At 45.4% G+C, this 25,043-nt stretch carries 24 protein-coding genes; 19 read left to right on the forward strand and 5 right to left on the reverse strand.

Annotation, left to right across the window (positions count from 1 at the left end; all coding sequences use genetic code 11):
- Nucleotides 1-7: 7 nt before the first annotated feature.
- The 13 genes from ACQCV8_RS05455 (at nt 8) to ACQCV8_RS05515 (ending at nt 12,564) form a co-directional block, all read left to right on the forward strand.
- Nucleotides 8-502 carry an RDD family protein gene (locus tag ACQCV8_RS05455; protein WP_426843547.1) on the forward strand — a complete coding sequence of 165 codons (495 nt, stop codon included), beginning with the start codon at nt 8-10 and terminating at the stop codon, nt 500-502.
- A gap of 99 nt (nt 503-601) precedes the next feature.
- Entirely contained in the window at nt 602-1,297 is a 696-nt protein-coding gene (locus ACQCV8_RS05460) for a DUF2953 domain-containing protein (RefSeq protein ID WP_426843548.1), read from the forward strand.
- A 12-nt stretch (nt 1,298-1,309) separates the two neighbouring features.
- The gene (gene ytfJ / locus ACQCV8_RS05465; RefSeq protein ID WP_426843549.1) at nt 1,310-1,786 is read left to right on the forward strand and encodes a GerW family sporulation protein; all 477 of its coding nucleotides are present in this window, start codon (nt 1,310-1,312) and stop codon (nt 1,784-1,786) included.
- A 199-nt stretch (nt 1,787-1,985) separates the two neighbouring features.
- Entirely contained in the window at nt 1,986-2,486 is a 501-nt protein-coding gene (gene tpx, locus ACQCV8_RS05470; protein ID WP_426843550.1) for a thiol peroxidase, read from the forward strand.
- 275 nt (nt 2,487-2,761) lie between these two features.
- Nucleotides 2,762-3,733: a class I SAM-dependent methyltransferase gene (locus ACQCV8_RS05475; protein WP_426843802.1), complete on the forward strand. Its 972-nt coding sequence runs from the start codon at nt 2,762-2,764 to the stop codon at nt 3,731-3,733.
- Between the two features lie 507 nt (nt 3,734-4,240).
- Nucleotides 4,241-4,948, forward strand: a complete 708-nt coding sequence (gene pxpB / locus ACQCV8_RS05480; protein WP_426843551.1) for a 5-oxoprolinase subunit PxpB — start codon at nt 4,241-4,243, stop codon at nt 4,946-4,948.
- Nucleotide 4,949: 1 nt separating this feature from the next.
- Nucleotides 4,950-5,942 carry a biotin-dependent carboxyltransferase family protein gene (locus tag ACQCV8_RS05485; protein WP_426843552.1) on the forward strand — a complete coding sequence of 331 codons (993 nt, stop codon included), beginning with the start codon at nt 4,950-4,952 and terminating at the stop codon, nt 5,940-5,942.
- Nucleotide 5,943: 1 nt separating this feature from the next.
- Nucleotides 5,944-6,696, forward strand: a complete 753-nt coding sequence (locus ACQCV8_RS05490; protein ID WP_426843553.1) for a 5-oxoprolinase subunit PxpA — start codon at nt 5,944-5,946, stop codon at nt 6,694-6,696.
- A 68-nt stretch (nt 6,697-6,764) separates the two neighbouring features.
- Nucleotides 6,765-7,955, forward strand: a complete 1,191-nt coding sequence (locus ACQCV8_RS05495) for an NRAMP family divalent metal transporter (RefSeq protein ID WP_426843555.1) — start codon at nt 6,765-6,767, stop codon at nt 7,953-7,955.
- 236 nt (nt 7,956-8,191) lie between these two features.
- Nucleotides 8,192-9,379: an acetate kinase gene (locus ACQCV8_RS05500; RefSeq protein WP_426843556.1), complete on the forward strand. Its 1,188-nt coding sequence runs from the start codon at nt 8,192-8,194 to the stop codon at nt 9,377-9,379.
- A gap of 366 nt (nt 9,380-9,745) precedes the next feature.
- Entirely contained in the window at nt 9,746-10,951 is a 1,206-nt protein-coding gene (locus ACQCV8_RS05505) for an argininosuccinate synthase (RefSeq protein ID WP_426843557.1), read from the forward strand.
- Complete coding sequence (argH, locus tag ACQCV8_RS05510) at nt 10,948-12,354, forward strand: argininosuccinate lyase (protein ID WP_426843558.1); 1,407 nt, start codon at nt 10,948-10,950, stop codon at nt 12,352-12,354. The genes ACQCV8_RS05505 and argH overlap by 4 nt, the downstream gene beginning before the upstream one ends.
- Before the next feature lie 48 nt (nt 12,355-12,402).
- Nucleotides 12,403-12,564 carry a hypothetical protein gene (locus ACQCV8_RS05515; RefSeq protein ID WP_426843560.1) on the forward strand — a complete coding sequence of 54 codons (162 nt, stop codon included), beginning with the start codon at nt 12,403-12,405 and terminating at the stop codon, nt 12,562-12,564.
- 278 nt (nt 12,565-12,842) lie between these two features.
- Here ACQCV8_RS05515 and ACQCV8_RS05520 read toward each other — a convergent pair whose 3' ends face one another.
- Entirely contained in the window at nt 12,843-14,159 is a 1,317-nt protein-coding gene (locus ACQCV8_RS05520; RefSeq protein WP_426843561.1) for a cytosine permease, read from the reverse strand.
- Nucleotides 14,160-14,261: 102 nt separating this feature from the next.
- On the opposite strand from ACQCV8_RS05520, the gene ACQCV8_RS05525 reads away from it, so the two are divergent.
- The 4 genes from ACQCV8_RS05525 (at nt 14,262) to ACQCV8_RS05540 (ending at nt 18,750) form a co-directional block, all read left to right on the forward strand.
- Complete coding sequence (locus ACQCV8_RS05525) at nt 14,262-15,029, forward strand: SDR family oxidoreductase (protein ID WP_426843562.1); 768 nt, start codon at nt 14,262-14,264, stop codon at nt 15,027-15,029.
- 225 nt (nt 15,030-15,254) lie between these two features.
- Entirely contained in the window at nt 15,255-16,370 is a 1,116-nt protein-coding gene (ald, locus tag ACQCV8_RS05530) for an alanine dehydrogenase (RefSeq protein ID WP_426843563.1), read from the forward strand.
- 148 nt (nt 16,371-16,518) lie between these two features.
- Complete coding sequence (locus ACQCV8_RS05535) at nt 16,519-17,199, forward strand: metal-dependent hydrolase (protein ID WP_426843564.1); 681 nt, start codon at nt 16,519-16,521, stop codon at nt 17,197-17,199.
- Nucleotides 17,200-17,433: 234 nt separating this feature from the next.
- On the forward strand, nt 17,434-18,750 hold the full coding sequence (locus ACQCV8_RS05540) for a DRTGG domain-containing protein (protein WP_426843565.1): 1,317 nt from the start codon (nt 17,434-17,436) through the stop codon (nt 18,748-18,750).
- Between the two features lie 19 nt (nt 18,751-18,769).
- Here the strand turns inward: ACQCV8_RS05540 and ACQCV8_RS05545 are convergent, their stop codons facing one another.
- The gene (locus ACQCV8_RS05545; RefSeq protein ID WP_426843566.1) at nt 18,770-19,084 is read right to left on the reverse strand and encodes a YtpI family protein; all 315 of its coding nucleotides are present in this window, start codon (nt 19,082-19,084) and stop codon (nt 18,770-18,772) included.
- Nucleotides 19,085-19,233: 149 nt separating this feature from the next.
- Between ACQCV8_RS05545 and ACQCV8_RS05550 the strand changes: the two genes are divergently transcribed.
- Nucleotides 19,234-20,181 (forward strand): DHH family phosphoesterase, encoded by a 948-nt coding sequence (locus ACQCV8_RS05550; RefSeq protein WP_426843567.1) that lies wholly within the window; start codon nt 19,234-19,236, stop codon nt 20,179-20,181.
- A 2-nt stretch (nt 20,182-20,183) separates the two neighbouring features.
- Here the strand turns inward: ACQCV8_RS05550 and ACQCV8_RS05555 are convergent, their stop codons facing one another.
- The 3 genes from ACQCV8_RS05555 to ACQCV8_RS05565 all read right to left on the reverse strand — a co-directional run bounded on the left by ACQCV8_RS05555 (nt 20,184) and on the right by ACQCV8_RS05565 (nt 21,335).
- Nucleotides 20,184-20,408 (reverse strand): hypothetical protein, encoded by a 225-nt coding sequence (locus tag ACQCV8_RS05555; RefSeq protein WP_426843568.1) that lies wholly within the window; start codon nt 20,406-20,408, stop codon nt 20,184-20,186.
- A 94-nt stretch (nt 20,409-20,502) separates the two neighbouring features.
- Entirely contained in the window at nt 20,503-21,006 is a 504-nt protein-coding gene (ytrI, locus tag ACQCV8_RS05560; RefSeq protein ID WP_426843569.1) for a sporulation membrane protein YtrI, read from the reverse strand.
- Entirely contained in the window at nt 21,003-21,335 is a 333-nt protein-coding gene (locus ACQCV8_RS05565; protein WP_426843570.1) for a YtrH family sporulation protein, read from the reverse strand. The genes ytrI and ACQCV8_RS05565 overlap by 4 nt, the downstream gene beginning before the upstream one ends.
- Nucleotides 21,336-21,548: 213 nt before the next feature.
- Here ACQCV8_RS05565 and dnaE point away from each other — a divergent pair, with 213 nt between their 5' ends.
- A complete protein-coding gene (gene dnaE, locus ACQCV8_RS05570; protein WP_426843571.1) occupies nt 21,549-24,911 on the forward strand; it encodes a DNA polymerase III subunit alpha in 3,363 nt (1,120 codons plus the stop codon).
- Nucleotides 24,912-25,043: the final 132 nt, after the last annotated feature.

Below are 25,043 nucleotides of genomic sequence, written 5' to 3' on the forward strand. Positions count from 1 at the left end.
AGCTTTAGTGGACACAACGTTCGATGATACGGCAGCCCGCCCCTCTGTCCAGCCTTCTGAATCTGTACGGGCAGAACCGGTATATGGAGGGTTTTGGATTCGTCTATGGGCCTATTTGACAGATCTCGCGGCAGTAGCCGGAATCAACGCAATTTTAATTAATCCGATTTTCGTTTTCACAGGTACGGATGGGGGAAGGACCATGTTTTCTCCCCAGCCCCTGTTGGAGCTTCTCGTGTTCTTCGCCTACTTTGTGCTGATGACGAAATTTTTCAGCCAGACGCTTGGGAAAATGATTTTTGGTATCCGTGTGGTCTCTTTTAAAGAAGAAAAGCCTCTCTCATGGGGAACCATTCTATTTAGAGAGCTGGTTGGGCGATACATCAGCAAGACCATTTGGCTTGGGTATTTAGTTGCGGGCTTTACGCCAAAAAAACAAGCACTGCATGATTTATTTGCCGATACATCTGTCATTCACGAAAATATCTATCGAAATAAGTAATTCGATTGCTGCTTCCTTCAAGGGAAGCAGTTTTTTTTTTGACTTGTTTACAGGAACGGAAATTAGGCGATAATGGAATGCTGAAAGGGGCGGTATGATATGTCTTGGCTTTACGGGATGCTGATGCTTTTGTCTGCAATCTTTGTACTCTTGTTATTTACCAGGCTGTCCATAACATTTGAGTACCGCCGGATAGCAAGGAACGATGAGCTGAAAATTTCGTTCAGGGCCTGGTTTGGAGTTCTTCGTTATACATACAAAATACCGGTGATCAAGTTCAATGTCAGTGATTTGAGTGTCGATGCGGTAAAAGAAAAAAGTACCGGAAAAGATGAAAACAGCGGTAAGGCTAAAGAGGAAAAGATAACGGAAAATGATGTGAAAGCAGGTCTCAAGGATTTTAAGGAACTGACGGAGCACATTATTGGGCTTCATTCAATCATTACTAAATTTCTAAAGCATATCGAAATCACCACCCTGGAATGGCATTCAAGGTTCGGAACAGGTGATGCGGCTTCGACTGGATCGGCTGCAGGGATGGTTTGGACGTTAAAAGGGCTGGTGTGCGGTGCAGCAGAAAATTTTATGAAGCTCAATACGTCTCCTGTACTGTCTGTTGTACCTGTTTTTCAAGGTTTATGCCTTGATACGATGGTTGTATGTATGTTCCGGTTCAGGCTCGGACATGCTATTATCGGAGGATTGCGTTTCGTTAAATATTGGAAAGGCGGTAAGACGCACTTTACCAATAAACCTTTATCGAAACTGTTTGGGCAGCAAAATAAAAGTGCATAGGGGGCATCATTAATGAGCGAACATCCTATTCAGGGACTCATGCAAACTGCAATGGAGAGTCTGAAACAAATGGTTGATGTGAATACAATTATTGGAGATCCGGTTGAAACACCTGATGGAAGTGTTATTTTAACCGTTTCTAAAGTAGGGTTCGGTTTTGCGGCAGGAGGAAGCGAATTTGGCCAGCAATCGGGAGAAGAGCACTCCTTTTCACAGCCGCAGGCATCGCACGGAGGCGGTACAGGCTCGCGTAACCGCATGCCGTTTGGCGGAGGAAGCGGAGGCGGCGTCTCCATAACCCCGATTGCTTTCTTAATTGTCGGGCATAATGGAATCAAAATGCTTCACCTTGACGAAAGCACCCATCTATACGAGAAGATTCTTGATTCAGCTCCACAAACAATGGAGAAAATTCAAAAGATGTTCAAGAAAAATGAGTCTGGACATAAAAATCAGCAATCCTCAATGAGAGATGACATTGACTTTTGATCGAAGCATGGAAAACCCGCATGGCAATGCGGGTTTTTTATGTACATTAAAGCTGCAGCGTTTCCGTATTTAAAAAATAGTAATCCACTGCTGATGGGTTTGTTTTTGTAAAATTCAGTAATGTTAATGGCTAATGTTTGCAATGATCATTTTAACCGGCTATCATAAACCTATACATAGAATTAGAGGAGGAATGAAAATGGCAACAATTACGTTTAAAGGCAATCCGGTCACCCTTCCAGCAGCAGAATTGAAAAAAGGCGACAAGGCTCCCGATTTCCGCGTAGTAGCGAATGATCTGTCAGAAGTAACGCTTGAGGATACAAAAGGTAAAGTGCGCCTCATATCGGTCGTCCCCTCTATTGATACAGGAGTTTGTGATGCTCAAACGAAAAAATTTAATGAAGAAGGTTCCGGAATTGATGGGGCAGTCGTGCTTACGATCAGCTGTGACCTTCCATTTGCTCAAAAGCGCTGGTGTGCCGCGAATGGACTGGAGAATGTGATCACCCTGTCCGACCATCGTGATCTATCCTTTGGAGAAGCATACGGAGTAGCTATAAAGGAACTTCGATTGCTTGCACGGGCTGTTTTTGTCGTTAACAGCAGGGATGAAGTGGTTTATGCAGAATATGTTGGAGAAGCTACGAATCACCCTGATTATGAAGCAGCGATTGAAGCAGCTAAATCCGCAGAGTGATCATGGTTTGTAACAGACGGTACCCCGGATAATGGGCTTATGAAAGAAAGCCCCGTTATTCGGGGTTTTCTTTGTTAATACAGGTAGATGTATATTTAGAACGGTTAACAATGTATTAATGGAAACTGATCTTTTTAAGTGTTAATAAAATTTTTCCTCCGGTTTTTTTGGCCGAACGAATTTTTTTGGCATAAGTCTTGTCTTTCATGTCCTGAATATCTAAAATGATAGGAAGTATGCGCTAGGAGGAAAAATGAATGGAAACCGTATCAAATATGGAAAAGCTGTTTACGGCACTTAATGAATCTTCTGAGCAACTGGCTGAGGAACTGGATCTTTCCTATGTAGAAGCTGTCGCCGAAACGGGAGAGAACATATTTCATGGAGACGTGCTGCAGGATGAACTGAGTGAGATTGCAGCCAAAAAATTAAGGAAAATCTATGCTGGCATCCAGCTTGATACATATACAAAAGAAGAGATCAGAAAAGCATTTCAGCTATGCGTATTAAAGGGCCTTAAAGAGGGTGCACATCCTAATCATCAGATGACTCCTGATTCGGTCGGGCTTTTTGTCGGGTATCTGGTTCAGCGCTTTATGAGTGAAAAGTCTTCTTTTTCTCTTCTGGATCCGGCTGTGGGAACAGGAAACCTGTTAACAGCCGTGCTCAATCAGCTGAAAGATCATCAAGTAGAAAGCTCTGGAGTGGATATTGATGATTTGCTGCTGCAGCTTTCCTATATTTCAGCCAATTTGCAGAAACATCCGGTTCAGTTCTTTAATCAGGACAGCCTCCAAAATCTGTTTGCAGATCCTGCAGATGCGGTTATTTGCGATTTGCCGGTTGGGTACTACCCGAATGATGAAGGAGCTTTATCCTACGCATTAAAAGCGGATGAAGGCCATTCTTATGCGCATCACCTTTTTATAGAGCAAAGCATGAATTATACAAAACCTGGAGGATTTTTATTCTTTATCATTCCGAATCAGCTTTTCAGTTCGAAAGAGGCGCCAAAGCTGAATGCGTTTATTAAAGAAGAAGCCTATATCCAGGGTCTGCTTCAACTGCCACTGTCGATGTTTAAAGGGGAGCAGCATGCGAAAAGTGTATTTATTCTCCAGAAAAAGGGAGAGGGAGCCGAGCCTCCTAAGCAGGCGCTTCTCGCAGATCTGCCGAAATTTTCAAATTTTGATGGAATGCAGTCCATGATGAAGCAAATAAATGAATGGTTCAGCAGCAGCCGCTAACTAAGGGGAATTTGGCATGATCACGCTATGTCCCTAATCCATTAACTATGCTGCATGGAATCAGCAGAGCTGGCCCAAAAAGGAGCTGACGTGATCCTTTCGGGTCAGCTCTTTTTTAAGTTGAAGAAGAGGATGACATGAACCTTTTTAGAACCAGGATCATATGGCTGGTTCTAAAGGCAGAAACCTTCATGAACTGTCAATAGACGGTTCCATAATCCTCTTTTTAACAGAGTCACTCATCCCGTAAGCAGAAAGTATGAGCTCTCCGGTGCTGGCCTTCCATCAGAATGCTGAACGAAAAGGATGATATCAGGCAGCTCTATTTTGTGTTATTTTAAGGTAGGATTTGACCTTTGCATCAAACTAATAGATGCGTGGTCATTTTGCATGAATGCGCTGGGCTGTGAAAAAATACAAACAGCACCATATGATTTGTCAAATATTGATTTGTGCAAAAAAAATGGGTTCTGTACAATAAGACCATTAGGCAGAAGGGGGAGCGCAATGACACATGCAGCTTTTTTTCCAGTCAGTGAGCGGGCAATGCTGGTTGAACTGGGAAAGGAAATCAGCGGTGATATACGCCTTGCAATCAGGCAGTTTACAGATCTGCTCGATCAGCAGAACTATCCTTGGCTGATCGAATACATACCTGCTTTTACGAACGTAACCATAATTTTTGATCTTCTGTATTTTAAAAATAACCCGGAAGAATCCCATATCTTCATTCAGAAGAAAATGGAGGAGCTTCTTTTCACCCTCAGGAACAAACAGACCGAGTCTGCCGGCTCCCGAACCGTAAAAGTTCCAGTCTGCTATGATGAAGAATTCGGACTGGATCTGGAGTGGGTAGCTAATTACAACCGCATCAGCAAAGAAGAGGTCATTTCCTTGCATTCACAGGGTACATATCCGGTATATATGATTGGGTTTTCACCTGGATTTCCCTACTTGGGAGGCATGGATGAGAAAATTGCAGCACCGAGGAAGGAAAAGCCGAGAGGGAAAATTCCGGCAGGATCGGTGGGGATTGCGGGGACACAGACAGGTATTTATCCGCTTGAAACTCCCGGAGGGTGGCAAATTATCGGAAGGACCCCGGTGCCTTTGTTCGATCCGGCTAAAAACCCCCCTGTCTTACTGCAGGCTGGAGACACAGTTGAATTTTATCCAATCAGCAAAGATGAATATTTCCGACTAAAGGAGTCGTAAAATGAGTTTAGAAATTCTCCAATCCGGTCTGCTGAGCACCATACAGGACCAAGGCAGATACGGCTTTCAGAAGTACGGCATTATAAAAAGCGGGGCAATGGATTTATACGCCCACAGAATGGCTAATATTTTAACGGGAAATCCCGATGATGAAGCGACAATCGAAATGACTTTGCTCGGTCCCACTATTGAATTTACCGAAGATGCAATCATAGCGTTGACGGGAGGCAATCTTTCTCCTAAAATAAGCGGTCAGTCCATTCCGCTTTGGAGGCCTGTCTATGTTAAAGCTGGAGCTAAACTTGAGTTTGGAGCACCTGTTTCGGGCTGCAGAACCTATATGGCAGCAGCCGGGGGATTCAAGATTAACCCGGAGCTTGGCAGCCGGTCCACCTACTTGAAAGCAGGGATCGGAGGAGTTGGCGGGAGAGCGCTTAAAGAGAATGACGAGCTGGCAATAAATCAATCAAAACAAATTGAGAGCATCATTCTTGATGGCTCAGATGCAAAAGCAATTCCTGCAGGCTGGTACATAAAGCCTTATTACAGCGGAAGAGGAAAAATATTCCGGTACATAGAGGGCAGAGAATATGATTGGTTCACTGAAGACTCCAAGACAGGATTTGAAGAGAACGAATTTTCAATTACGAGCCAGTCTGACAGGATGGGCTATCGTATTGAAGGGCCTTCCTTAAGACTGAAAGAACAAAGAGAATTACTCTCCGAAGCGGTCGGGTTCGGGACGATTCAAGTTCCGTCCGGAGGTCAGCCAATCATATTAATGGCAGATCACCAAACGACAGGAGGCTACCCTAAAATCGGCCAGGTTATCTCAGACGATCTCCCTATGCTTGCGCAGCTGAAGCCTGGCGAGAAAATAAAGTTTGTAAAAACAAATCTGACTGAAGCTCAAAAACTTTATATCCAAAGGGAAAAGGAAATTGATTTTATCCGATTAATGGTAAAGGATAAGCATAAAAAGGGGGTTCTTTAGCATGAAGGTTGATTTAAACTGTGATTTAGGGGAAAGCTTCGGATCCTATTCCATCGGGAATGATGCCGATATTCTGCCCCTTGTCACATCCGTTAACATTGCGTGCGGATTTCATGCCGGGGATCCATCCGTTATGAGAAAAACGGTTCAGCTCGCTCTTACAAATGGGAAGGCAATCGGTGCTCATCCGGGACTGCAGGACCTTCAGGGTTTTGGAAGAAGGTCAATGGCGATCTCACCTGAAGAAGCCTATGATATAGTGCTTTATCAAATCGGTTCATTGGATGCCTTTGTCCGCTCAGAGGGCGGAAAACTCCATCACGTTAAGCCCCATGGAGCTCTCTACAATATGGCAGCATCGGATACAGCATTAGCAGGTGCCATCTCAAAAGCGGTACATAAGTATGACGCATCTCTTGTATTATATGGACTTTCCGGAAGCGAGCTGATAAAAGAAGGGAAGAAGGCCGGCTTAGTAACGGCTAGCGAAGTCTTTGCAGACAGGACCTATCAGAAATCCGGTGCACTCACACCAAGAACACACCCTAATGCTTTAATTGAGGATGATCAGACAGCCATCGAACAGGTAAAAAAGATGATCATTGATCAAAAAGCGGTCAGCGCAGAAGGGGAAGAATTTCAAATAACTGCAGATACTGTCTGTATACACGGTGATGGGATCCATGCGCTTTCATTTGCAGCAGCAATAAGAAACGAATTGGAGCAGTCCGGGATTATCCTGCAGGCCTTTTAATAAGGGAAAGGGAGTTCGGGATAAATATACTGGCTATAATCAGCAGAATGGATTAGGAGGGAAAACGTATGAAGGAAAGCCGCTTAAGCGTACTTCTAGGGGCCGCGTTTTTAATGGCAACATCCGCCATCGGTCCAGGGTTCTTGACCCAGACTACTTTTTATACAGAAACGTTAGCCGCTTCATTCGGATTTGTTATTTTGATTACGATTATTCTGGATATTGGAGTACAGCTCAATGTGTGGCGAATTATTGCTGTTTCAGAGAAAAGAGCTCAGGATATTGCGAATATGGTCTTTCCCGGATTGGGAGTGCTGGTCGCTATATTAATTGTTTTTGGAGGCCTCGCTTTTAATATTGGAAATATTGGCGGTGCGGGGCTTGGTTTTAACGTTTTATTCGGGATTAATCAGGAGATGGGAGCAATCATTGCAGCTTCTATTGCCATTACGGTTTTTGTATTTAAAGAAGCCGGCAAGCTTATGGATAAATTTGCGCAAATTTTGGGCTTTCTGATGATTTTGCTGACAATCTATGTGGCATTTTCAAGCCAGCCGCCCCTTGGCGAAGCTGTGGCAAAAACCTTTATGCCTGACACAGATAAAGATTACTTTATTGCAATTGTGACGCTTGTTGGAGGCACGGTTGGCGGGTACATTACATTTGCAGGAGGCCATCGTCTTTTGGATGCGGGAATTAAAGGGCGTCAGGCGCTTCCTCAGGTTAACCAAAGTGCTGTCACTGGAATCGCAGTGGCTTCATTGATGAGAATCTTCCTATTCCTTGCATCTCTTGGCATCGTTGCTCAAGGATTGGCTATAGATAAAGCGAATCCGCCTGCCTCCGTATTCAGGCATGCAGCAGGGGAAATGGGATATAAGTTCTTCGGTGTGGTGCTCCTCGCAGCCGCCATTACGTCCGTCATTGGAGCAGCTTATACATCGGTTTCCTTTATTCAAACCTTCAGTCCGGTTATACATAAATACCAGAAAGCAACCATTATTGGATTTATCATTATTTCCACCACAGTATTTGTGGCACTTGGAAATCCGGTTCAGCTGCTGCTGCTTGCAGGTGCCTTAAACGGTTTGATTCTTCCGGTTACTTTAGCTGTGATGCTCATAGCAGCCTATAAGAAAACCATCGTGGGAGATTACAGGCATCCAATTGTGCTGACGATTTTCGGAGTCCTCATCGTAATTGTTATGACAATCCTTAGCATTTCTACACTAAGCACAAATTTTTCAAAATTATTTTAGTGAAAAACGGTTTGGCGCTGCTGCCAAACTGTTTTCTTTTATAAGCATAAATGTCAGGAAAAATCCGAAAACATTGACTTTTAGTTGTAAACGATTGCACATTCCGGTTTATATTGCAATGTGAAGCGGGCAATGTTTAAATGGAAAAGTCAGATATTTTTCGGTTTATTTACAAATGATAAAGACAGATTGTCCGTAAGGAAGTTCAGGACAATTACTCAAAGGAGCGGTAACCAATGGCTAAAATAATTGCGATTAACGCTGGAAGCTCTTCACTTAAATTCCAGCTGTTTGATATGCCAAGTGAAGATGTGGTAACAAAAGGTCTCGTAGAGCGTATCGGACTTGAAAATGCGACCTTTGCCATTTCTGTTAATGGTGAAAAACAAACAGAAACAACCAATATTCCAGATCATGCCGTAGCGGTTAAAATTCTTTTATCCAAGCTCACGGATCTTGGGATTATTGAATCGCTTTCTGAGATTGAAGGAATCGGCCACCGGGTCGTACACGGCGGAGAGAAATTCAGCGATTCCGCTCTGATTACAGAAGAGACACTTGCACAAATCGAAGAGCTGTCCGACCTGGCTCCCCTTCACAATCCTGCAAACGTAGTAGGAATTAAAGCATTCCATGAGGTTTTGCCAAACGTACCTGCTGTTGCGGTATTTGATACGGCCTTTCATCAGTCGATGCCGGAGCAATCCTTCCTGTACAGTCTTCCGTACGAATACTATGAGAATTACGGAATCCGTAAATACGGCTTCCACGGTACCTCCCATAAGTATGTGTCAGAACGTGCATCTGAAATGCTTGGACGTCCGCTTGAACAGCTGCGTCTGATTTCCTGCCATCTTGGAAACGGGGCAAGCATTGCAGCCATCGAAGGCGGAAAATCCATCGATACATCCATGGGCTTTACACCGCTTGCGGGTGTTGCAATGGGAACCCGCTCAGGAAATATTGACCCGGCTCTGATTCCATTTATAATGGAAAAAACAGGGTCTTCTGCTGATGAAGTCCTGAACATCCTGAATAAGAAAAGCGGCCTCCTTGGAGTCTCAGGTCTGTCCAGTGATCTTCGCGATATTACAACGGCAGCAAAAGAGGGAAATGAACGGGCTGAAACAGCTCTTGAAGTGTTTGCAAGCAGAATCCATAAATACATCGGTTCCTATGCTGCCCGTATGAGCGGTGTAGATGCGATCATTTTCACAGCAGGCATCGGAGAAAATAGTGCTGAAGTACGTGCCCGTGTTCTTCGCGGACTTGAATTCATGGGGATCTACTGGGATCCTGCGCTTAATGACACATTCGGCGATGACCGTTTCGTCAGCTATCCGCATTCCCCGGTTAAAGTCATGATCATCCCAACGAATGAAGAAGTGATGATTGCGCGTGATGTACAGCGCCTAACAAAATAACCATTCCAAGCTCCCTGCGGGGGGCTTTTTTTTTCGCTCAGGCGAGAAGGTCCTAAATGGAGAAGGGAGAGCATACGAACAAAGGTCAAGCGAGCCTGCATATAATGCTTTCAGCATTGAACGATTTGAAGGGGGGATAATGGTTCATCTCCGGTATGCAGCTTAGTTCCCGTACTAAGTTTAGATCTTCCAGCAGACTCTTCTTTTCTGAAGGCTAATATGTATGCGCTCCCATCCAAAAAACCATTTTAAGGTTGGAAATAAGGGTTGAAAAACAGGAGAATTCTTGTTAAAGTCTTCTCTAAGATGTATTTTTATTAATTCAAAAGTATTTTTATACACACCTATTCAGAGAGGGAGATTCGTATGAACCAGAAAGTTGTTTTAGCCTATTCCGGAGGCCTTGATACCTCTGTTGCCATTAAATGGCTGCAAGATCGCGGGTTTGAAGTTGTCGCGTGCTGTCTGGATGTAGGGGAAGGAAAAGACCTTGCGTTCGTCCAAAGCAAAGCACTTGAAGTTGGTGCGTCAGAATCTTACGTCATCGACGCCAAGCAGGAGTTTGCCGAGGAGTACGCACTGCTTGCCCTGCAGGCCCATGCTATGTACGAAGAAAAATATCCGTTAGTATCGGCACTTTCACGCCCTCTCATAGCGAAAAAGCTTGTGGAAGTTGCTGAGAAAGAAGGAGCTTCAGCTGTTGCCCATGGCTGCACGGGAAAAGGAAATGATCAGGTCCGTTTTGAAGTATCCATTAAAGCATTAAATCCAGACCTGGAAGTAATTGCGCCGGTACGCGAATGGAGCTGGTCACGTGAAGAAGAAATTGATTATGCACAAAAGCACGGAATTCCAATTCCGGTTAACTTAAACAGCCCTTATTCCATCGACCAGAATTTATGGGGCAGAAGCAATGAATGCGGCGTGCTGGAAGATCCTTGGGCTGCTCCGCCTGAGGAAGCCTATGATCTGACAGCCCCGCTTGAAAAAACACCGGATCAGCCCGATGTCATAGAAATTGCGTTTGAAAAAGGGGTGCCTACAGCGGTAAACGGAATCGTTTATTCTCTTTCTGATATGATTCTGCATTTGAATGAATTAGCGGGAAAACATGGCGTTGGAAGAATTGATCATGTCGAGAATCGTCTTGTCGGAATTAAATCGAGAGAAATCTATGAGTGTCCGGGTGCTGTAACACTGCTTAAGGCACATAAGGAGCTTGAAGATTTAACACTCGTAAAAGAAGTCGCTCACTTTAAGCCTTTCATCGGGCAAAAACTTACAGAACTCATCTACAACGGACTCTGGTTTTCTCCGCTTAAAGCTCCGCTGGAAGCTTTTTTAAAAGAGACTCAGAAGCATGTCAGCGGAACGGTCCGCGTTAAGCTGTTTAAAGGCCATGCCATTGTAGAAGGACGCAAATCACAGTTTTCGCTATATGACGAAAAACTGGCTACTTACACTTCTGAAGATGCTTTTGATCATCAGGCTGCTGTCGGCTTTATTTCCTTGTACGGACTGCCTACAAAGGTCAGCAGCATCGTTCAAAACCAAAAGAAGGTGAAAGCGTGACGAAACTGTGGGGCGGCAGATTTCAAAAAACACCGGAGGAATGGGTAGATGAGTTCGGTGCCTCTATAGATTTTGACCGGGAGCTGGCAGAGGAGGATTTAAAAGGCTCTTTAGCCCATGCAAAAATGCTGGGGAAGACGGGAATCCTCACCCAGCAGGAAACAGAGCTTATTGTGAATGGCCTCCATACTCTTATGGAAAAAGTAAAAAAAGACGAGCTTGCCTTTTCTGCAAAATATGAGGACATTCATTTAAATCTCGAAAAACATCTGATTGAAGAGATTGGTCCGGCCGGAGGAAAGCTTCATACTGGCAGAAGCCGGAATGATCAAATCGCGACGGATATGCACCTTTATCTGGATGAGCACGTTCAAACCATCATTCAATATATAGAGGCTTTACAGCGAGTTTTGATGACAAAAGCGGAAGAGAATATTTACACCATTCTTCCGGGCTATACTCATCTTCAGCGGGCGCAGCCAATTTCGTTTGCCCACCACCTGCTCGCCTATTTTTGGATGCTGGAAAGAGATAAAGAACGCTTCAGGGATTCGTTGAAAAGAATTCGGCGGTCTCCGCTTGGAGCAGGTGCACTGGCGGGAACCACCTTTCCTATAGACCGCTCTTATACCGCGGATATGCTCGGCTTTGAAGGCATCTATGAGAACAGCCTTGATGCGGTCAGTGACAGGGATTTTATCCTTGAATTCTTAAACGGCAGCTCCATTCTTATGATGCATCTTTCAAGACTCTGCGAGGAAATCATTTTATGGTGCTCACAGGAATTCCAGTTTGTTGAGCTGGATGATGCCTACGCAACCGGAAGCTCGATGATGCCGCAGAAGAAAAATCCGGATATGGCAGAGCTGATACGCGGAAAGACCGGCCGTGTATACGGGAATCTTTTTTCCCTCCTAACCGTTATGAAAGGACTGCCCCTTGCCTACAATAAGGACTTGCAGGAAGACAAAGAAGGCATGTTTGATACAGTCAGAACAGTGGAAGGAAGCCTGAAAATTTTTTCAGGAATGATCTCCACTATGACAGTTAAAAAAGACCGCATGGGCCAGGCGGTAAACCAGGATTTTTCAAATGCTACGGAGCTTGCAGACTATCTGGCAAAGAAAGGCATGCCTTTCAGGGAAGCTCACGAGGTTACGGGAAAGCTCGTTTTTCAATGCATCCAAAAAGGCTGCTTTTTAAAGGATTTGTCATTGAAAGAGTACAAAGCTGCCTCCTCTCTCTTTAGCGAGGATCTGTACCGGGCGATCGATCCGTATGAGGCGGTAGCAAAACGGTTAAGCGAGGGCGGAACCGGCTTTGAAATGGTAAAAGAGGGCTTGAAAAAAGCGGAAGTAAAGCTCCAAAAGGAAGAACTTTCCTTGCAAGGTCAAGGGAAATAAACCAAACACTAGGACAGGAACCCAATATGGCGGAAGGAGGCCTGTCCTGTGAAAAAACAAGAACCGAATCACGCATCCATTCAATATGATTCTGCAGCTGAGGAAGAAACCTCCCAGCAAATTAAAAACGCTTATGAGAGCGGTGTAGTGGAGCAGAACTTTGATGAAAGCTTCACAGAGGATCAAGCGGAAAAAGCGGATGAAATCTAAAGCAAAGCCGGCATCATCATTGGATGCCGGCTTTTTAATGTCTGCCTGGCGGAAGTACCCGGGCAGGCGGTTTCAGGAAAAACGATGAATTGACGAAGTGAACCGGCCGAATCTTTTCCTGAAATAACATAGAATAGCAGCTGGACATCGGGTGATCAGGGCTCCCAAACAGCTTCCACCGGCAGTTGACTGGAGGCCAATCGCACGTGCCGGACAAAAACTAAAAGGTCCCCGCTTTGCTAACCAGTTACAAATGCCCCCAAGAGCCTCAGGGACGCCTATCTTAAGAACCGTTTGGTTTTGACTATTCCCACATACAAAATACCTGTTAAAGCAAAACTGATGAACCCCGGAACAGCTTCTTGCGGCATAAGCCAATAGACTAAGATTCCGAATAATAGTGCCCAAATGGCGTCTTTGTTTATTTTTTTCATCATTATCAGGTCGGCTTCTGGAATGACAGCTCTCTTAATTAGTAAAAAATCCGCCGAAATGACGGCCGAAAGCGGTATAACGAAGCCCCCAAGCAGCGTGATCCATTCCTTCGCTTCTGTCACGATTGAAGGCATCGTACTAAGGGCTGCACCTGCAATGCCAAAAAGGATGGCGCTCCGAATTCTGCCGAGCGAGGGGAATGTATTAAGCAGGCTGAAGCTGCCGGTATAAGCATTGCTTAAGTTGATGGAAATGAGAGACAGGATCGAAGCAGCAAGAAGAAGGGCAATCAGCAAATAAGAGTCCGTTAGTTTTGAGGCGGACAAAAACGGATTGATTTCACCGAAAGCAGCCGCACTGAAGATTCCCAAAAAAGCCGTTACGGAAAAACCGGCGAAATTCCCCGCAAACATACCCCAGAAACCGTGCTTCGGTGATTTGGCATACCGGGTCATATCCGCAGACGCGCTGACCCCGGCCACATACTGAACGAAAACCAGGCCGGCAAAAATCAGCATGGCTCCAACGCTTCCGCTGGATTGCTGAGCACTTCCAGATGCAGCTTGAGCCGGATTTATAGTAAAGTATAAATAGAGAATGGCTGCTTCTCCTGCAAGCAAAACAGGAAGAAAATAGATGGTGGCTTTTTTAACTGCCTGAAAACCGACAACCGTAATCCCAATCATAACTGCCCCAAGCAACACAGCTAGCAGGGGGAAGGGAATGCCGTTTATCCCAAACCGGCTTAGACCTTCCAAAAGCATCCACGTTCCCCCTATCGTTTGTACGGAAAACCAATAAAGGGAAATTACTGAGCGAATGGGTGATGCGCCATACTGGCCAAGCCGGCTGCCAAGCATACTCCGGATGGCGTATTGAGCCGGGAGTCCGCTTACAGAACCGGGAAGAGACAGGCAGGAGACGAGCAAAAAAGCAAAAAATGCACCAGACATACAGCTTATCAGCGCCTGGGAAAAGGTTAAGCCTCCTTCCATAACAGCTAATGCAGGCAGCAATACATTGCCTGCATTAAACGAAAAGGTAAACTGAATAATAAAGTATTCAATCCAGCCCGTTGTTCTTAACTCGGGAGGAACCGCATCAAGTCCAATGCGCTCAAGCCTGCTGAACGGTTTTTGGTCTGCCGGAATCATATTCATCAACCTGCTTCCTGAAAATTCATAACCGTCTATATTATTACAGGTAAGATCCTGCCATACAATACATCTACTACAATTACCTGCTCGAAAGGAGCATAATCGATGAAGCATGCCATCATTACAGCCGGAACAAAGGGGCTCGGGAAAAAAGTAACTGAAGCTTTTCTGCGTGAAGGGTACTCAGTCACCGCAACCTACAGAAGCGACACAAAGGCAGCACAAGCACTTGAAAAAGAGTTTCAGCATCTCTCCGGAAGGCTGCTTCTTCTCCAGGGAGATGTGACAAGAAAAGGAGATCTCGACTCGATTATTGACGCTTCCGTTTCCTCTTTCGGCAGGATTGACTGCCTGATCAATAATGCCGGTCCCTATATTTTTGAGCGAAAGAAACTTGCAGATTATACGGACGACGAATGGTACAGCATGATTGAGGGGAATTTGAGTGCCGTCTTTCATTTGTTCAGAAAAGCTGTACCGGTTATGCGCCGCCAAAAATTCGGGCGGCTGATTACTTACGGATTCCAGGACGCAGGCAATGCCCCTGGATGGCTGCACCGCTCTGCCTTCAGTGCTGCCAAAGCAGGTCTCGTATCCTTAACGAAGTCCATCGCCTATGAAGAAGCCGAAAATGGCATTACAGCAAATATGGTTTCCCCGGGAAATATTATAGGAGAAATGAAAGAATCCGATATCGAACATGCCCGTGCATGGCACGATCCGAAAACCCCTATTGGACGCTCCGGTACAGGAGAGGACATAGCGCGAATCATTGCCTTCCTTTGCGATGAAAAATCAGACTTTATCACTGGTGCGATCATTGACGCGAATGGAGGGGCAGATGTCCTTAGAAGGAAACAAGAGCAGCAGTAAAGCGGGCTCCATGAATACATGGAGTCCGTTCTTTTTTTTCGCTTCGCCCTTTTTTTGTTCAGCTTTTCCAAACAGAGAATCTGTTCATATTATAAATAAAAGTGCTAGCTGAGCAAATGAAAATGAGGGAAGGGATGTATTGGAAAGGCCTGTTATGCCTGTGCAAAAGCACGGTGTAAGTTTGACTTTTTGATTCGCACTCCCAATTAAGGAGGGGAAGAGAAAATGAAAATCGGTATACCAAAGGAAATCAAAAATAATGAAAACAGAGTGGCGGTCACACCGGCAGGAGTTTACGGAATGGTGGAGAAGGGCCATCATGTGGCCGTAGAAACAGGCGCCGGAGCAGGGGCGGGCTTTTCTGACCGGAACTATATGGAAGCGGGAGCGATTATTGTTCAGAAACCAGAAGATGCTTGGCTTTCTGATCTTGTGATAAAAGTAAAAGAACCGGTCCCCTCTGAGTATCCATTTTTCCGGGAAGGCTTGCTTTTATTTACTTTTCTTCACCTCGCAGCTGAACCAAAGCTGACAGAGGCGCTAATACAGGGTAAGGTTACAGCGATTGCTTATGAAACCGTCCAGCTGCAGGATGGAACCCTTCCGCTGCTTACTCCCATGAGTGAGGAGGCCGGAAGAATGGCGGCTCAGATTGGTGCGGAATTTCTGGAAAAACATAAAGGCGGAAAAGGCATTCTGCTATCAGGAGTTCCGGGGATTCAGCGCGGAAGAGTGACCATTATCGGCGGGGGAACAGCCGGAACCAATGCTGCTAAAATTGCAGCCGGGCTGGGGGCGGAAGTGAGGATTTTAGATACAAACGCCTCCAGGCTTCGGTATCTGGAAGATTTGTTCGGTGACAGGGTGATGACTTATCTGTCGGATCCTTATTCCATTGCAGAATCGGTCCGGTGGGCCGACCTTGTGATCGGAGCAGTGCTGATCCCGGGAGCCAGGGCTCCAAAACTGATTAAAAGGGAATTGGTGAAGGAAATGGAGAACGGATCGGTAATCGTGGACATCGCGATTGATCAGGGAGGAATTGTAGAAACGGGTGACCTTGTCACCACTCACGAAAATCCGGTATATGTAAGACATGGTGTGCTTCACTATGCCGTTGCGAACATGCCGGGAGCTGTTCCGAGAACATCGGCTCTTGCCCTTGCAAATGCTGTGTACCCATATGCCATTCAGATCGCCTGCAAAGGCTGGAAGCGTGCTCTAAAAGAAAATGAATCATTGAAAATGGGATTGAATACGTGCGGGGGATATGTTGCCAGTAAGGTAATAGCACTAGAAGGAAAATACCCTTACAAGTCTGCTGATGATTTTATTAAATAAACATCGATTGCAGGGAAGGATTGAAAAAACAATTTCCTGAATGTTTGCATTTCTGCTAAATGTGCTATAACAGTCTATAGGAAGAGCTCGCCAAAATGGGTTGTGCTTTTATTTTGGTGAGAAAAACTATGACAGCGGGGTGCTTATTGTGGAAATAACGTATCATGGACATTCTGTAGTTGAGATTCATGCAAATGGAAAAACAATTTTTATTGATCCGTTCATCACTGGAAATGAACAGTGTGATTTAAAAGCAGAAGATGTTAAGCTTGATGTTATTTTACTGACACATGGACATGGTGATCACGTTGGGGACACCGTCCAGCTTGCGAAGGAGCATGACGCACTGGTTGTGGCCCCGTTTGAGCTTGCCAATTATTTAGGGGCGAAGGGGTTAAAAGTACACCCTATGCATATCGGCGGTTCTCACAAATTTGATTTTGGCACCGTTAAGCTGACTCAGGCCTTCCATGGTTCCAGCTTTGAGGAAGAAGATGGAACGATCGTTTATACAGGGATGCCTGCAGGAATTCTATTTACAGCGGACAGCAAAACCATTTATCATGCAGGAGATACCGGTCTCTTTTCAGATATGAAAATGTACGGCGAACGCCACACGATCGATGCGGCTTTCCTGCCTATCGGTGATAACTTTACAATGGGGCCGGAGGATGCTGCAGCAGCCGCTGAGTGGCTGAAAGCAAAAAAAGTGGTCCCGGTCCACTACAACACCTTCCCGGTCATTGAACAGAATCCGGAGTATTTTGTTTCATTGCTTCCGGAGGGCATTGGACAAATCCTTCATGCCGGTGATAAATTGACATTTTAAACTCATACAGAGGCAGAACTTCCTATTTTGGAATTCTGCCTTTTGCTTTTACTAAAAGTTTGCATGGAGTAGGCTCATTCCCGCCGTCTGCTTGAAGCTGCTTACCCGAACTAAGGCAGAATGGACTCCTGTTATATTTGTAATTTCTTACAAATTTACAACCTTCGTTGAAACTGCGGCCCTGCCAGGCTTATAATAAATATTGGAAATATGTGCACACAAAGGGTGAAAAGCTTGGCGACAAAGCATGAGCAAATTATAAAATATATTGATACGCTGGGTGTCGGCGAAAAAATTTCGGTCCGGCAGATTGCAAAAGAAATGAATGTGAGCGAAGGGACAGCGTACCGCGCCATAAAAGAAGCGGAGAACAAAGGGTTTGTAAGCACGATTGAGCGTGTAGGCACAATCCGGATTGAACGGAAGAAAAAAGAGAATATTGAGAAACTGACCTTTGCCGAAGTGGTCAACGTGGTGGAAGGCCAGGTGCTGGGCGGAAGGGCAGGCCTTCATAAAACACTGAATAAATTTGTCATTGGCGCGATGAAGCTTGAGGCGATGATGCGCTATACAGGCGCGGGCAATTTATTAATTGTCGGAAACCGGACGAATGCGCATCAGCTTGCTTTAGAAGCAGGTGCCGCTGTGCTTGTAACCGGGGGCTTTGACACAGAGGATCATGTGAAGAAGCTTGCCGATAAAATGGAGCTCCCCGTCATTTCCACAAGCTACGATACGTTTACTGTGGCAACGATGATTAACCGGGCGATTTATGATCAGCTCATAAAAAAAGAGATTGTGCTTGTGGAGGATATTCTAACACCGGCGGATGCGACGATCTGCCTCCAGAGCACGGATAAGATCGAGACATGGTATACGTATAATCAGGATAGCGGGCATGGGCGATTTCCTGTCATTGACCGGAACCGTAAAGTCCTCGGAATGGTCACCTCTAAAGACATCATGGGCCACGACCGGACGAGCACAGTCGAAAAAGTAATGACACGGAATCCGATTACCGTAAATGGGAAGACTTCTGTCGCTTCTGCTGCTCAGATGATGGTATGGGAAGGAATTGAAGTACTGCCGGTGACCGATAGCCAGAACAAGCTTGAAGGAATGATTTCAAGGCAGGATGTTTTAAAAGCGCTGCAGGTGATTCAGCGGCAGCCGCAGATTGGAGAAAAGCTGGATGATATTGTAACCAATCAATTTGTCGATTCAGATGTATCGAAAAATGCGCATGTTTATAAATGCAGCGTAACACCGCAGATGACCAATCATTTGGGAACCATCTCTTATGGAGTATTTACTACTCTTGTTACAGAAGCTGCAAACAGGCTTCTGAGGTCACAGAAAAAAGGTGATCTCGTAGTAGAGAATCTATCGATTTTCTTCATGAAGCCCGTGCAAATGGAGACGCTGATTGAAATCCATCCGCGTATCCTTGAGGTCGGGCGAAAGTTTGGAAAGATGGATGTAGACGTTTATAACGAAGGTGTGATTGTCGGAAAGGCAATGATGATGGTCCAGATTATGGAACGAAGCTGAAAAAAGAGGATCTGCCTAATTAGGCAGGTCCTCTTTTTTGCATGTCCGCCCGTTCTTTTTCAGCCAGGGGCTTAAAATGACTTCTCGTTCGATAGCCAGTCCAAATACTTGCCGCTCCAATGACAACGAAAACGATCCCGATTGCAATCGAGACGGAGGATCGGTTCAGGTAAAATTGGTTGACGCCGAAAAAAAATACCATGAACCCGAGCGCCATACTGGATTTACCGGAAATAAACGCGCGCTCCATCGGTCTTTTTGACCGGAAGAACGTAACTTTAAAAGAGAGATAGACCACAAATGCTATAAAAATAATCAATGCCAGAACAGGCATGCTATTCCTCCCAACGTCTTCTATTCCTCTTCATTTTATCTCCGGCCTTTCCGTTTTTCCATCTTTTCTTTTATCGGCTCATTGCCTTCTTTAGTTTCCGTAAGGGTTGTGTTTTAATTAATGATATAAAGAGGGTAAAGGAGAAAGAGATGAGAGATAAAATTTTTGATGCGATCAATCAGTATGAAACGATTATTATTCACCGGCATGTCCGTCCGGATCCGGATGCATTGGGTTCGCAGTGCGGACTCGCGGAAGTGCTGAAGGCGTCTTATCCTGAAAAACGCGTTTTAGTGACAGGCGAAACAGAGCCGTCGCTTGCGTTTCTCTACCAGATGGATACAGTAAAAGATGAAGATTATGAGGATGCTCTGGTCATTGTCTGTGATACAGCGAATCAGGAACGAATAAGCGACCAGCGCTATCATTCCGGGAAAATGCTCATTAAAATTGATCACCATCCAAATGAAGACAAGTATGGAGATCTTATATGGGTGGACACAGCAGCAAGCTCGGTCAGTGAGATGATCTATGAGCTTTATCTGGAGGGTAAGCCAAATGGGCTGGTGATCAGCGAAAAAGGGGCCGAGCTTATTTATGCTGGAATTGTGGGAGATACGGGAAGATTCCTGTTTCCAAGTACGACAGACCGTACCTTTAAGTATGCAAGTGAATTGATTGATCACGGTTTTTCTTTAAACGCGCTATACAGCGAATTGTATAAAACGAAAATGAATGTGGCTAAACTAAGCGGTTATGTGCTTCAAAATTTTGAAGTCTCTCCATCTGGGGCAGCAAGCGTCATCATCAGGCAGGATTTGCTTGAGAAATATGGTACATCTGCATCTGAAGCTTCCCAGCTTGTCAGCATTCTGGGTGATATCGAGGGAATGACAGCGTGGGTATTTTTTGTAGAAGAAGAGGACCAGATCAGGGTTCGCCTTCGATCCAAGGGGCCTGTGATCAATGAACTGGCAAAGAAATACCGGGGAGGCGGGCATCCGCTGGCTGCCGGAGCCTCCATTCACAATTGGGACGAAGCAGATCGGGTAGTCGAAGAACTGGAACTGGTATGCCGGGAGTATAACAAGCGGTAATGCTACAGAGGAGTTTTAGGGAGACGTTTGCGATCTTCATCCTCTAAAGCTTCCGGAATGAACCATGATCCAATATCTGTGACATCCTCATAAACCCTGATTTTAAGCTTGCTGATTTCTTTTTTCAGCAGGCTTGCCATCTCGGGAGATTCAGCATAGGCTGAATAGCCGTTTTTCATTCTTTCCACCTTTTCTTTGATGAACAATTTCTGGCTTAGAATCTCCATAAGAACTCCTCCTTTTACACAATGTCTGTAAATCCATTGTATCCAACGAAAGAGCATTTTGCGATAGAAATGAATAAAAATTCAAAAAATACACTTAACTTACGAATGAAACCTCTACTTCCAAATAGATGGTTGTATAAATAGTCATTTCTTTTACAACAAGCCGGTAATCTTTATCATCAATCGGATACACCTTATTCTCAATCGCCTTCTTTATAATTTTCCTGCTCTCAAATATGCTTTCCAGATCCCTTTCAATTAAATCTGAAAGATCCTCTTTCGCCTCAATAACGATCTTATGAACAGTTAATGGACTAAGCTTAAATTTGCTTCCATTGACCAGGTTGACATTTACCTCCTGCACCACCAGCTTTTTGGCAATTTCTTTATTCAGTTCCCGTGAGTCCTCCTGATAAATGCTGTTTTCCATTTTTAAGTCAAGAATGGCTGATTTCTGCTTTTCAATAAAGCGGACTTGCTTTTCCTGAAGGACTCCGTACGTAAACAAAAAAATAATCCATGCAGCCACGGCTCCAGCCATCATCCCGGCAAAAAACCGCTGCCAGCCGGGCTGGTTGTAATTGGGCGGAATTCTCATCGCAAATGCTCCTGTGTGAGCCATGTAATGAGGAGCCAGCCGGTTTGGGCTCCGCCCATTGCAGAGACGATCAGCATAACCTGTTTTAGGATATCTCTGGTTTCTCCGTTAAACAGCCCTCGCTCGAAGCTGTAAAAAGCGTCAAATGTACCGCCGATTGCGGCGACAAGAGCCCATATTTTCAGCCGGTTCGCAAATTCAAGGATGGTCGTCATCGGCGGTTCTCCTGATAGATAGGCACCGATCCCCCCGATGATGCTTCCTCCCAACAAAACGCCAAGGGCAATAAAATAGCTATCGATAAAGGCAGGCAGAAATTCTTTTTCCATTTGCACATCATCCCCTCGCTTCAATATATGGACAGACTGTTCAAAGTATGTTCAGCGGTTGAGAAGGGATTTGTTAAGAGCGCACGCTTGTTCTATAATAAAGTGAAACTCTTAAAACCGGCAATGAAGGACAGCTGTTCAATCGCAGTTATGTAAAAGATACTGCCGCTGAGGCAGGGCAATGATAATGAAAGCAGTTAGGATGGGATTAAGATGCCGTTTGTACATCTCCAAATACAAAGTTCCTATAGTCTGTTAAATAGTTCCGTTCGGCTGGACCGGCTTGTGCAAAAGGCTTCTGAGCTTGGTTTCCGCTCCCTTGCGCTGACTGATCTGGGAGTAATGTACGGTTCTGTGGCCTTCTATAAACAATGCATAAGCAGCGGGATTAAGCCGATTTTCGGTCTTACCGCATCCGTTTTCCCCCATGGTGAAGCTATTCCGCAAGGCTACCCTCTCCTTCTTCTGGCTGAAAACTATTCAGGCTATCAAAATCTGCTGAAGATCAGCAGTGCTCTTCAGACGAAATCCCAGGACGGAATTCCAGACCGGTGGCTGAAAAGCTATCGAGAGGGAATTATTGCTATTTCACCGGGGAAGGAAGGCTGGATCGAGACCCTCCTTGCTAACGGAGAAGCAGAGGGGGCCAGAAACGCAGCCCTCCATTACCTCTCTGTGTTTGGAAAGGATTCCTTCTTTTTAGGGATCCAGAAAACGGACAGGAACGAAACGGAAGAGAACCTCAACAAACAGATTGCAGAACTCTCCAGCTCAGCAGAGGTTAAACTGGCGGCATTAAATGATGTGCACTACTTGGAGCGGGCGGATTTTTTAGCATACAAGAGCCTTGCTGCAATTCAAAAGGGTGAAAAATTAGAAGAGGATTCTTCAGAGGAAAGCAAAGAGAGGTATTTAAAGCCAGCCCGGGCTATGGCCGATCTTTTCTCGGACATGCCGGAAGCATTGGAGCAAACACTGGCCATTGCTGACCGGTGCAATGTGAAGCTTGAGCTCGGCAAAGCGCGGCTCCCGTCCTTTCCTTCACCCAGAGGAGAACCGGCAGATCAATATTTAGAGCGGATTTGCCTTGAAGGCTTAAAGAAACGCTATGCAGATCCCGGTGAAGCCGTGTTCAGGCGCCTTACATACGAACTCGATGTGATCAAACAGATGGGCTTCAGCGATTATTTCCTGATCGTGTGGGATTTTATGAAATATGCACACGAGCAGCAAATCCTTACCGGTCCCGGAAGAGGTTCAGCGGCAGGCTCGCTCGTCGCCTATGTATTAAAGATTACAGATGTGGATCCGATTAAACACCGCCTGTTATTTGAACGGTTCTTAAACCCGGGAAGGATCAGCATGCCTGATATTGATATCGACTTCCCGGATACAAGACGGGACGAAGTGATTGAATATGTGGCGGATAAATACGGCTCCAACCGTGTCGCGCAGATTATTACTTTTGGAACGCTTGCTGCACGTGCCTCCATACGTGATACAGCGAGGGTCATGGGCGTGTCTCCAAAAGAGGCGGACCGTCTGGCGAAAAAAGTTCCTTCCGGTGCAGGTATGACGCTGGAAAAAGCGTTAAAGGAATCCCCTGCTTTTCTGAAGGAGGTCGAGCATTCAGAAACAGCTGCGAGGATTGTGGAAGTGGCCGGGAAAATTGAGGGGCTTCCAAGGCATGTTTCCACCCATGCGGCGGGTGTGGTATTCAGCGAGGAGCCGCTTACTTCGGTTATACCAATCAGGGAAGGGCATCAGGATGTCTATTTAACCCAGTATTCCATGGATTATCTAGAGGAGCTCGGCCTGCTGAAAATGGATTTTCTCGGGCTCAGAAACTTGACCCTCATTGAATCGATCGTAAGGATGGTTAAATCAAAGACTGGTACTGCCCTGTCTTTTGAAAAAATTGATTACCATGATTCAAAAACCTTTCAGCTGCTTGGGGAAGGGGATACGACAGGTGTTTTTCAGCTAGAGTCAGAGGGTATGAGGAGTGTCCTCAGGAGATTGAAGCCGGAAAGCCTCGAAGATATCGCAGCGGTGAACGCTCTTTACAGACCCGGTCCGATGGAAAATATCCCGAACTACATTGAGAGGAAAAATGGACGGACTTCAATCAGCTATCCTCATCCTGATTTAGAGGAAATCCTGAAACCGACCTACGGCGTCATTGTTTATCAGGAGCAGATTATGGAGATTGCGGCAGCAATGGCCGGGTTTTCCCTCGGAGACGCAGATTTGCTGCGGAGAGCGGTCGGGAAGAAAAAGAAAAGCGTTCTGGATGAGGAAAGAACCCACTTTGTCGAGGGTTGCTTAAGAAAAGGCTACAGTACGAACACGGCTAATGAAGTCTATGACCTGATTGTCCGTTTTGCTGATTATGGGTTTAACCGCAGCCATGCGGTTGCATACAGCATGATTGGATTCCAGCTTGCTTACTTAAAAGCCCATTATCAGGAAATCTTTATGACGGCTCTTTTAACAAGTGCTGCTGGCAATGATGAAAAAATAGCCCAATATATTAAAGAGGCCAGAGGCAAAGGACTTGTCATTTTGCCTCCGTCTGTAAATAGAAGTGAAGTTCCGTTCAAGCTTGAAAATGGAGCAATCCGGTTTAGCCTGTCCTCAATCAAAAACGTGGGGATTGCAGCAGTCAAAGATATTTTCAGAGCACGCCGCCAAAAGCCCTTTGCCGATTTGTTCGATTTTTGTATGAGAGTCTCTTCTAAAACAGCAAGCCGGAGAACATTGGAAGCCCTCGTTTTTTCCGGAGCGTTTGATGAGTTTGGGATCGGCAGGGAATCCATCCTTGCGACGCTGGATGTGGCTCTGGAGCATGCCGAGCTGATGCGGCCGGATGAAGGCGACGGTCAGATGGGACTTGGGTTCGATGAAGAATTTGACCTGAAGCCCAAATACATAGAAGTCGAGCCTTTTACGATCGCTGAGAAGCTTCAGTTTGAAAAAGAGGCTCTCGGATTTTATTTTTCGGACCATCCTGTCAGCAGCTATAAGGATTTGCTCACATCCCTTCAAACAGTAAAACTCGATGAGCTGGATAAAAAAAGGGGCAGCTATGTCCGTACAGGGGTCTATATTTCAAAGCTGAGGACGATCCGGACGAAAAAAGGGGATTTAATGGCTTTTCTCACCTTAAGTGATGAAACGGGAGATTTGGAGGGCGTCTGTTTTCCGGGACAATACGAAAAACTTTCGGAAGTGCTGGATAAAGGAGTCCTGCTGCTTGCTGAAGGAAAGGCGGAATGGCGGGGAGAAGGCATTCAATTTATTATTCAAAAAGCGGAGCTGCTTGAGCAAGTGAAAAAAATGGAGCCGGAACAGACACTGTTCCTAAAGATTGAAAGCAAAGACAGGAATTATGAAAAAATGGCGGAGCTTAAAAAAATACTCGGACGGTTTAAAGGGAGAACTCCGGTTTACTTGTACAATCCTGAGGATAAAAAAACGGTTCAGCTCAATGGATATAAAACGGCTGCTGCCGGGAAGCAATGCATTTCCATGCTGAAGGACCTGCTCGGAGAGGATCAGGTCGTGCTTAAATAGCGGCTGGGCTGAGGAGCAATTGTCCACCCTTTTGTGCGCTTTTAACCGAGGTGAAGGGCAAGGATGAAAAAGCTTTTGTCTGCCTCATCGGCATATGTTATAGTTTTTATATTACATAGGTGGTCAGACCAC

Source organism: Metabacillus sp. 84, assembly GCF_050107715.1.
Classification (GTDB): Bacteria; Bacillota; Bacilli; order Bacillales; family Bacillaceae; genus Metabacillus_B.